Annotated in this window: 4 protein-coding genes and 2 tRNA genes; 3 read left to right on the forward strand and 3 right to left on the reverse strand. The window is 68.2% G+C overall.

Annotated features, from left to right (window positions below):
• Together G5C60_RS48555 and G5C60_RS48560 are read right to left on the reverse strand one after the other, a co-directional pair.
• Positions 1-2,573 (reverse strand): PAS domain-containing protein (locus G5C60_RS48555; protein ID WP_165270360.1); only part of this gene is annotated, 2,573 nt, incomplete at its 3' end.
• Positions 2,574-2,793: 220 nt separating this feature from the next.
• The gene (locus G5C60_RS48560; RefSeq protein WP_165270362.1) at positions 2,794-3,243 is read right to left on the reverse strand and encodes an SSI family serine proteinase inhibitor; all 450 of its coding nucleotides are present in this window, start codon (positions 3,241-3,243) and stop codon (positions 2,794-2,796) included.
• Positions 3,244-3,488: 245 nt separating this feature from the next.
• Between G5C60_RS48560 and G5C60_RS48565 the strand changes: the two genes are divergently transcribed.
• The 3 genes from G5C60_RS48565 (at position 3,489) to G5C60_RS48575 (ending at position 5,518) form a co-directional block, all read left to right on the forward strand.
• Positions 3,489-3,579 (forward strand) — tRNA-Ser (locus G5C60_RS48565).
• A 197-nt stretch (positions 3,580-3,776) separates the two neighbouring features.
• Positions 3,777-3,849, forward strand: a tRNA-Arg gene (locus G5C60_RS48570).
• 442 nt (positions 3,850-4,291) lie between these two features.
• Positions 4,292-5,518 (forward strand): hypothetical protein, encoded by a 1,227-nt coding sequence (locus G5C60_RS48575; protein WP_165270364.1) that lies wholly within the window; start codon positions 4,292-4,294, stop codon positions 5,516-5,518.
• A 10-nt stretch (positions 5,519-5,528) separates the two neighbouring features.
• On the opposite strand, the gene G5C60_RS48580 is transcribed toward G5C60_RS48575, so the two are convergent.
• Positions 5,529-6,485 carry a glycosyltransferase gene (locus tag G5C60_RS48580; RefSeq protein WP_165270366.1) on the reverse strand — a complete coding sequence of 319 codons (957 nt, stop codon included), beginning with the start codon at positions 6,483-6,485 and terminating at the stop codon, positions 5,529-5,531.
• Positions 6,486-7,060: the final 575 nt, after the last annotated feature.

Here is a 7,060-nt window from a genome sequence, read left to right on the forward strand (position 1 = left end):
GCCCCGACCCCACGCCGAGCCCGCCGCCGCCCGGTGGGCGCCGACACCGGATGTGGCTGTGGCGGAGTGTGATCCTCGGCCGGGTCGTGCAGGGCCGCATCGTGGCGACCGTCGTCGGTCTGACCGTGACCCGTCTGGCCATGGCCATGGCCATGGCCATGGCCATGGCCGTGGCCGTGGGCGTCGGGCTGAGCGGCGTACTCGGGGCCGCGGTCCGCCTCCGCAGGCGGCAGGGCGAACACAGAACGCGGCCCGGCTTCCTGTGCGGCCGCGCGCTCGGCCGCCGCGGCCAGCGCACGCCGGCGCCGCCCGGTCGGCTGAGCCCCGTCACCACCGGCGTTGCCAGGACCCGCGGGCAGCGCCGCCGGCAGGGCCTGTCGCTCGCCGCCGAGCTGTCGTGCACGCTGCCCCTCGGGCGCGGGCACGCCCTGCGGAGGCACCGTCGGCCCGAGCCCGGTGGCAGCGGCCCCCGCGGCATGCTCGGCCGCGGTCACGACCGCACCCTCGGCGACCCCGCCGCCACCTTCCGCGGGACTCGGCCGCCCACGCCGCCGCCCGGTCCCACCGGACCCCTCGGCCCCGGGACCGGGACCGGTCCCCTGCGCCGGAACGGGCACCTGCGGAACCTGTGACTCATCCCCCGCGGCCCGCCTGCGCCGCCGCCCGGTGGGCGCGGCCGCCCCCGTCTCCGTCTCCGCCCCCGTCTCCGTCGAGGGCCCGACCGGGCTCTCCAGGAAGGCGTCCACCGAAGCCCGCCGAGCCCGTCGCCGCCCGCCACCACCCTGCGGCGAGGCCTGCTCAGGCAGTGCCACCGCGGAACCGGGCGCACCGGCCGTCGACGCACCCGAACCCGCGTCCGTACCAAGAGCCGGAGCCGGAGCCTGATCCGGTGCCTGAGCCGAAACCGCCCCGGCCCCACCCCCGATAGGCACCTCGAGCACGAACGCACTGCCGCTCATCCCCGGCACCTCATGCGTCTGCAGCACTCCGCCGTGCGCGCGCACGATCCCGCGCACGATCGGCTCGTGCACCGGGTCTCCCCCGGTGTACGGCCCGCGCACCTCGATCCGTACGACCTCACCGCGCTGGGCCGCCGCCACGACGACCGTGTTGTCCATGTAGCCGCCGGCGGAGACCGGCGCGTTGCCCGTCGAGTCGACGCCCGCGACGTCCGCGACGAGGTGCGCGAGCGCGGTGGCGAGCCGCTGCGGGTCGACCTCGGCCTCGATGGGCGGCGCGTGCACGGCGAACTGCACCCGCCCGGGTCCGATCAGCTCGACGGCCCCGTCGACGCCGGCGGCGACGACCGCGTCGAGCATGACCTTCGTGCGGGCGACGTCCTCGGCTCCGGCGTCGAGCCGCTGGTAGCCGAGCACGTTGTCGATGAGCGTGGTGATCCGCGAGTAGCCGGCCGCGAGGTGGTGCAGCACCTGGTTGGCCTCGGGCCACAGCTGTCCGGCGTCGTCGGCGGCGAGGGCGGACAGTTCGCCGCGCAGCTGGTCGAGCGGGCCGCGCAGGGACTGCCCGAGCACGGCGAGCAGCTGTTCGTGCCGCCCGGCCAGCGCCTCGTACCGGTCCTTCTCCCGCTCGGCGAGCGCCGCGTACCGGTCGTCGCCCGCGGCCAGCTCCTCCTCGTGCGCCTCCCGCAGCTCGGCGAATTCCCTGCCGTGCTGCTCCCGCAGCGAGGTCAGCTCAGCGGCGTGCTCCTCGGCGGTACGCGCGAGCTCCTCCTGATGCCGCCCGTCCGCCGCGTCCTTCTCCTCGGCGAGCGCGTCGTACGGCCGCCGGTCGGTGAAGGTCATCACGGCGCCGACGAGCTGGTCGCCGTCCCGTACGGGCGCGGTCGTCAGGTCGACGGGCACCTTGTCGCCGCTCTTGGACCACACGACCTGCCCGCGCACACGGTGCTTGCGCCCCGAGCGCAGCGTGTCGGCGAGCGGTGACTCCTCGTACGGGAAGGGTGTGCCGTCGGCGCGCGAGTGCAGCATCAGCGGATGCAGCTCCTGCCCGCCCAGATCACTGGCCCGGAAGCCGAGAATCTGCGCGGCGGCCGGATTGACGAGAACGACCCGCCCCTCCGTATCGGTCCCGACGACACCCTCGGAGGCGGCCCGCAGGATCATTTCCGTCTGCCGCTGCGAACGCGCGAGCTCGGCCTCGGTGTCGACGGTGCCGGAGAGGTCGCGTACGACGAGCATCAGCAGCTCGTCGCTGGTGTAGCCGTAACCGTCGTACGCCTGCTGCCCGTTCTCGAGATTCGCGCTCGTGACCTCGACCGGGAACTCGCTGCTGTCGGTGCGGCGGGCCATCATCCGCCGCGGCTTGGTCTGCCCGCGCGGGTCGATGCTTTCGGGCCGGCGCATGGACCCGGGGATCAGCCGGGAGTCGAACTCGGGCAGCAGATCGAGCAGTCCCCGGCCCACCAGAGCCGTGCCCGGGGCCTCGAAGGTCTCCAGGGCGATGGTGTTGGCGTTGACGACGGTCCCATTGGCGTTGACCAGCACCAAGGCATCGGGAAGCGCGTCGAGTATGGCTGCGAGGCGAGCAGCGCCTCGGGATGGCCTGCTGCTCACGAGACGCTTCCTCCCTGTTACCGCATCTAGCCGACCGCGGAGGCCATCTTGCCAACCGGTCCGCGACGTGTCACGCGAGGGAGTCTACGGGCAGTGGTTGCGCTCGCGACGCCGGATGAGAGGGAGGTCGCACGCAGAAGAGAAGCAGAGAAGACGCAGAAGACACGCAGAACCTGTGACCTACCCCTCCGCCGCGCCTCCTGAGCAGCGCCTGCGTCACTCAGGAACCGAGCTTCGGAAGCACGGGCACCATGGCGTTCCACCGCGCGATCTCACACCCGTCACGGCGCTCGTACGTCGCGTCGACGGGCCGTCCGGCCCACGTCCCCGTGACGCGCGCGGTGGCCGGACCGCCGTACTGCATCGTGCACATCCCGCCGGGCCGGGCGGGCGCGAACAGGTCCTCACCCCAGCTCGTCCTCTTGTCCAACTGCTCGCAGGCGGCTCCGGCGTCGGGATGGCTGCCGCCCGCCGGATGACATCGCAGCTCGTACGTCCCGTCCATGCCGTCGCCCGCGCCGCTGACCGTCACGGTGAGCCGGTCGGTGTCGGCGGTCGGCGGCGGCATGTGAGGAAGCGATTCGGCGTACGCGGCCGGGGGCGCCGTGGCCACCACGACGAAGGACGCGGCGGCGGACGCGGCTGCGGTGAGAGCGAGACGGCGGAACATGGCGGCTCCACGGGATGGGGGCGGAATGCGGGTGACTGCGGGTGACTGCGGGTGGCTTCGTCGGGATCCCTGGTCCGGGGCCCAGGCCCCACCCCTTTAACGCTGCCCGTCCCGTGACGTTGCGCCGCGTTACGCCTTTGCCCTCCGCCCTTTCTGCCTAGTACCGTGGGGGGCGATTGGTGACACCCCGCTAGGCTGTGTCATCATCTGCACGCACCACTCGCGCTCGCGCGGGCGGCTGTGCTGGAGGCGTCGCCTAGTCCGGTCTATGGCGCCGCACTGCTAATGCGGTTTGGGACTTCAATCCCATCGAGGGTTCAAATCCCTCCGCCTCCGCTTCATGATCCCGAAGCCCTGGTCACGAGTGACCGGGGCTTCGGCCGTTCATCGACCCTTCCAAGGTCGTTTCCGCAGGTCATGCAGGGTCCGGTAAACGGATTTCGCCTCACGCCACCAGTCATGTAATGTTGTTCCCGCAACGCCGACCGGTCCCAAAAGCCCGCCGGGCAGAGCCAACACAACAGAACACACAAGCACTCGTAGCTTAACGGATAGAGCATCTGACTACGGATCAGAAGGTTGCAGGTTCGAATCCTGCCGAGTGCACACGATGCACACTGTGATGTCTCAGGACATCGGAAACCCTCGAACCTACGGGTTCGGGGGTTTCGTCGTGTTCTTGGGGTGCTGTTCTTGGGGTGCTGGGACACGCCGCCACGGCGTGGTGGCCCACGGCGAGGCTCCTCCGGATGCAGTCCCGCGAGGCGTTCGTCAAACTGATCGCGAAGTACGGCCCCGTACCGGTGGTTTCGACAGGCCCGCAGCCAGGCGTGGCTCTGCCGCCGGCTGTGCCCGGGATGCGGGCTGCCAGGTTGCCCGCCTGCCCGTCTGCCCGGCCTGACCGTATGGCGGAACGTGGATCCACCATCCGCGCGAGGCCAGGAGCCGGGTCCGCGACGAGCCCACCGACGAAACGATCGCGGAGCTGGAGATGATCGAATTCCTCGTGTGCGTGCCGGCGGTCAGCCGATGATCGGGATGATGCCGGATGCTTGATTCCGCACTCGTGCAACTCACCCGGCCGATGCGCCGCGATTGGCGTCATGGCCTGCTGCCGCCCGTCGTCGCATGGCTGACCACGAACCTCATCGCCTGGCTGGTCGCGAAAGCATCGGTCGCCGACGATGGATCAAAAGTGGCTTATTGGTCCACGAACGGTCGCCGTCGCTGGGATTCTGAACACTACCTCTCCATAGCCAAGACCGGCTACGAGATGTTTTGGTGTCGGGAACGCTACGCGAACTTTCCCGACCTCATGTGCGGAAATGTGGCCTGGTTCCCCGGATACCCCATGTCGGTCCGGGCGTTTTCCGCCACCGGACTTTCCCACGAGATATCCGCTGTTGTCGTCACTGAACTGTCTCTGCTCGGCATGTTCGCGGTGCTGTGGTGGTTGCTCGGCGCCCGGCTCACCTGGGCCACGGGACTCACCCTCGCCATCGGTGCGGTATTCCCGGGCGGTATCTACTTCCACGCAATGTTCCCGATCGCCATCGGAACGCTGGCGCTGCTCGTCTGTGTCGCCGGACTGAAGAGGGGCTCCTGGGGAATTGCTGCCGCCGGTGGTTTCGTGGCGGCCTCCTGCCATTTTGTCGGCGCTGTCGCTGTCGGCATGCTCCTGCTGAGTGCGTTCTTCGCATGGCAAAAGGACGGGTGGCCGGTACGGTTCGCGAAGGCCGGGATGGCGGCGGTTCTCGCCGGCTGTGGCGTGCTCTGGGCCAAGTGGCTCATGTGGCAGGGCACCGGCCGCTGGGACGCGTACGAGACCATGCAGAAATCCGGGTACGGGCAAGGCGATCTACGTCAACCCTTCGACGAGATGAGGCAGGCCTACAATGTTGCGTTCAGTGACGGGTACAGGCTGGAAGGGCACCCGTCGTGGCTGGTGGAGCACAGTCTCGCCGCGCACAGGCCCCAGCTCTGGCTGAATATCGCTTTCATACTGCTCATATTGATGACGGCCGCGTTTCGACTCATTCGGAAGTCTCGGCTCGAGGTCGAGGAATGGGCCGCCTTGATCCTGACGGTGGCGATCTTCATGCTGCCGTTCTTCGCCGGCGCGAAAATTTCCTGGTATCGCAATCATGCGCAGATGTTTGTCGGTCTCGTACTGGTCAGGCGTATGCCCCGATGGATTCAGGTGTCACTGTTGGCTGTTTGCTCGATTCAGTACGCTTTTTTGGGGGCTATGTTCTTCGCCGGGGTGCTGGTGTAACCGGCCATCTCTACTGCTTTTCCTCGTCCGTGTCGCGGGCGACGAAATAGGCGGGCCGGGCTTGGGCGGCAGTGTAGATACGGGCCACGTACTCGCCGAGCATTCCCAAGCAGAACAGCTGAACGGCGCCGAAGAACAGCACGGTGATGATCAAGGATGTCCAGCCGGGCAGGGTGTTTCCCGTGGCGTAGACGATAAGAGTCCAGACAAGGAATGCGAGGCAGACGAAGAAACTGAAGGCGCCGAGCGCCGTGGCCAGGCGCAGCGGGGTCGCCGAGAAGCTGGTGATGCTGTCAAATGCCAAGAGGAGCATTCTGTGCAAGGGGTATTTGGTGGTGCCGGCCACTCGCTGTTCGCGCTGGTAGGTGATCTGGCCGCCGGGGAAGCCGAGCCAGGGGATGAGCAGACGATAGGTCTGCTGCCGGTCGGGGAGGGTTTTGAGGGTTTCCACGACAGGGCGGGAGAGAAGGCGGAAGTCCCCGGCCTCAGCGGGGACGAAGGAGCCTGCCAGGCGGCGCATGAGCCAGTAGTAGGCGGCGGCTGTTCGTCGTTTGAACCCGGTGTCGGCGGAGCGGTCGATACGGACGGCATAGACGACGTCCAGACCGTCGGCCCGGGCCATGGCGAGCATTTCGGGAATGAGTTCCGGCGGGTCCTGGAGATCCGCGTCGATACTGATCACATAGGCGCCGCGGGCACGGTGCAGTCCGGCGGTGAGAGCGGCTTGGTGGCCGCTGTTTCGCCGTAGGGTCACGATGCGCAGCTGGGGCCAGGCGGTGCGGAGATCGTCGAGCAGACGAGGAGTCCCGTCGGCCGAGCCGTCATCGACGGCGAGGACTTCGTATGGCTGGCCGCACCCGTCCAGTACCGGTCGGAGCCGCGCCGCCAGAACAGGCAGGGCCTCCTCTTCGTTGAAGATGGGAACCACGATCGACAGAGCGACCGATTCCCTGTGCGTGGCATACACGACATCAGGATGCGGGAAGCGTCTGAAGCCGGCACTTTCAGAGACCGGAGCCCTCTGCGCCTGGCGCAGTTGGCCAAGGGCATGAACTATCAACTGCCGCCGGGAATGCGGACGTTACGGCCTGCGCCGCAAGCCGTGGTCGTGAGCGGGAGTGAGTTCCTCCAACTCGTCGCGCGCATCTCCTGAAGCTGCTGGCTCAACTTCTCTGTCTGCACTTCAAGTTCGGCTCTGTGGGCCGTGACATGGCCCCTTGCTCACCTTCAATGGTGTCCGAGTTGCACGATGCAGTGAGGGGGCCAATAGTGGGTGGAGTGACACCTAAGCGCCGTTGAGCAATGGATCTCCGGTGGCCTTGGACCGCCTCAAGGGCTGAGTCCGCAAGGGAAAGCACCCCATCACATCCCGCTTGGAGTCATGATGCCCAAATCCGCCCGGCGACGGATCTCCTGCATTGTTGGGGCCTCCTGTTTGAGCTCCGCGCTCGCACTGCCGACAGGGCTGGCTACTGCTGTGGCGGCGCCTGATGCCCTCGCTCAAGCCAAGGCAGCACCTGCCCAACCCACACCCCCACCACC

The sequence above is a fragment of the Streptomyces scabichelini genome, from assembly GCF_011045015.1.
Lineage (GTDB): Bacteria > Actinomycetota > Actinomycetes > Streptomycetales > Streptomycetaceae > Streptomyces > Streptomyces scabichelini.

Bases quoted from the DNA above. Each gene is read 5' to 3' on its own strand.
- G5C60_RS48560 (WP_165270362.1), bottom strand. From the start codon at position 3,243: ATGTTCCGCCGTCTCGCTCTCACCGCAGCCGCGTCCGCCGCCGCGTCC.
- G5C60_RS48575 (WP_165270364.1), top strand. From the start codon at position 4,292: ATGCTTGATTCCGCACTCGTGCAACTCACCCGGCCGATGCGCCGCGAT.